The organism is Acinetobacter sp. V2 (assembly GCF_001188385.1).
Lineage (GTDB): Bacteria > Pseudomonadota > Gammaproteobacteria > Pseudomonadales > Moraxellaceae > Acinetobacter > Acinetobacter oleivorans.
The window spans coordinates 247,354-248,778 of record NZ_JZFB01000003.1; the positions used below are offsets into that span (position 1 = coordinate 247,354).

At 36.8% G+C, this 1,425-nt stretch carries 3 protein-coding genes; all 3 read left to right on the forward strand.

Going from position 1 to position 1,425, the window contains the following annotated elements:
* Positions 1–319 (forward strand): CsgG/HfaB family protein (locus UC75_RS21470; RefSeq protein WP_322842901.1); only part of this gene is annotated, 319 nt, incomplete at its 5' end.
* 17 nt (positions 320–336) lie between these two features.
* The gene (locus tag UC75_RS12065; RefSeq protein ID WP_049837732.1) at positions 337–705 is read left to right on the forward strand and encodes a DUF4810 domain-containing protein; all 369 of its coding nucleotides are present in this window, start codon (positions 337–339) and stop codon (positions 703–705) included.
* Entirely contained in the window at positions 702–1,382 is a 681-nt protein-coding gene (locus UC75_RS12070) for a DUF799 domain-containing protein (protein WP_049837733.1), read from the forward strand. The genes UC75_RS12065 and UC75_RS12070 overlap by 4 nt, the downstream gene beginning before the upstream one ends.
* Positions 1,383–1,425 lie beyond the last annotated feature (43 nt).

A 1,425-nucleotide genomic window follows, 5' to 3' on the forward strand; every position in this document is an offset into this window, starting at 1 on the left:
TGTTATTACTGGTGACGTATCTGAGTTTGGTCGCAAAGAAGTAGGTGATCAGCAATTATTTGGTATTTTAGGTCGCGGTAAAGAACAAGTTGCTTATGCAAAAGTTAATTTAAATGTTATTGATGTAAAAACATCAGAAGTTGTACATTCCGTACAGGGTGCAGGTGAATATGCCTTAGGTGCTCGTGAAGTATTAGGTTTTGGCTCTACAGCTTCTTATGATTCTACTTTAAATGGCAAAGTACTCGATTTAGCTGTTCGTGAAGCAGTTAATAATCTTGTGACAGATATTCAAAATAACCGTTGGTCAGTTCAATAATTTTGGATATGTGTTAAATGAAAAATATTCTTTTAAGCAGTTTTCTTGCTATGGGATTGGTTGGTTGTGCCGCTGGTCCTCAACCTTTATATAATTGGGGAACTTATACTCATCAAACCTATTTGATGTATAACGCACCTGAGAAAGCTACACCGAGTTCGCAAATCACAAAATTAGAAGCTGAAATTGAAAAAACTAAAGGTAAGGGCTTAGCTGTTCCACCAGGTTTATATGCTCATTTGGGATTATTATATTTACAAGAAAATAATTCTCAAAAAGCAATCGAGTATTTCCAGCTTGAACGTCAAGTATATCCAGAGTCTACAGTTTTAATGGATCGTTTATTGCAAAAAATGAATGCTAATGGTGGGTATACAAAATCATGATTAAGAAATTTTTAATTGCTGGTTTAGTTATTTCTAGCCTTGCATTTACGGGATGTGCTGTTACTCCACCGCCTAATAAAGATATTACGGCTTATAAAGCTCATATGCCAAAATCGATTTTGGTATTGCCGCCAGTCAATGATTCGCCTGATGTAAAAGCGACTTATAGTTATTGGCCTACTGTGGTGGCGCCTGTTGCAGAAGCTGGCTATTACGTTTTTCCAATCTCTGTTGTAGACAATATGTTTAAAGAGAATGGTGTTACTAATGGCAGTGATGCTCAGTCTATTGCACCTCAGAAATTACAAGAGATTTTTGGTGCAGATGCTGCTTTATATATTCGAATTAAAGAATATGGTTCTAAGTACCAAGTGATCCAAAGTGTCGCTACAGTAAGTGCTGATGCAAAGCTTGTTGATTTAAAAACTGGAGATGTGATTTGGACCGGTGAGAAAAAACTTGTTCAAGCAAGTAATGATGGCAATGCGGGTTTAATCGGAATGGTCGTCGGTGCTTTAGTTGAACAGATTGCTGGCAGCTTTACTGATCGGGCTTATCCATTAGCAAGTATGGTAAATACTCAACTTTTTACCCCGACGACTTATAATCCGGGTATGGGGTTGCTATATGGTCCACGTTCACCAAAGTATCAACAAGATGGAGTAGTAGCTAAGTAAATTAAACTCTTAGCTAAATTTTTAATTTATTAAAAATAGGCTG

Bases quoted from the DNA above. Each gene is read 5' to 3' on its own strand.
- UC75_RS12065 (WP_049837732.1), top strand. From the start codon at position 337: ATGAAAAATATTCTTTTAAGCAGTTTTCTTGCTATGGGATTGGTTGGT.
- UC75_RS12070 (WP_049837733.1), top strand. From the start codon at position 702: ATGATTAAGAAATTTTTAATTGCTGGTTTAGTTATTTCTAGCCTTGCA.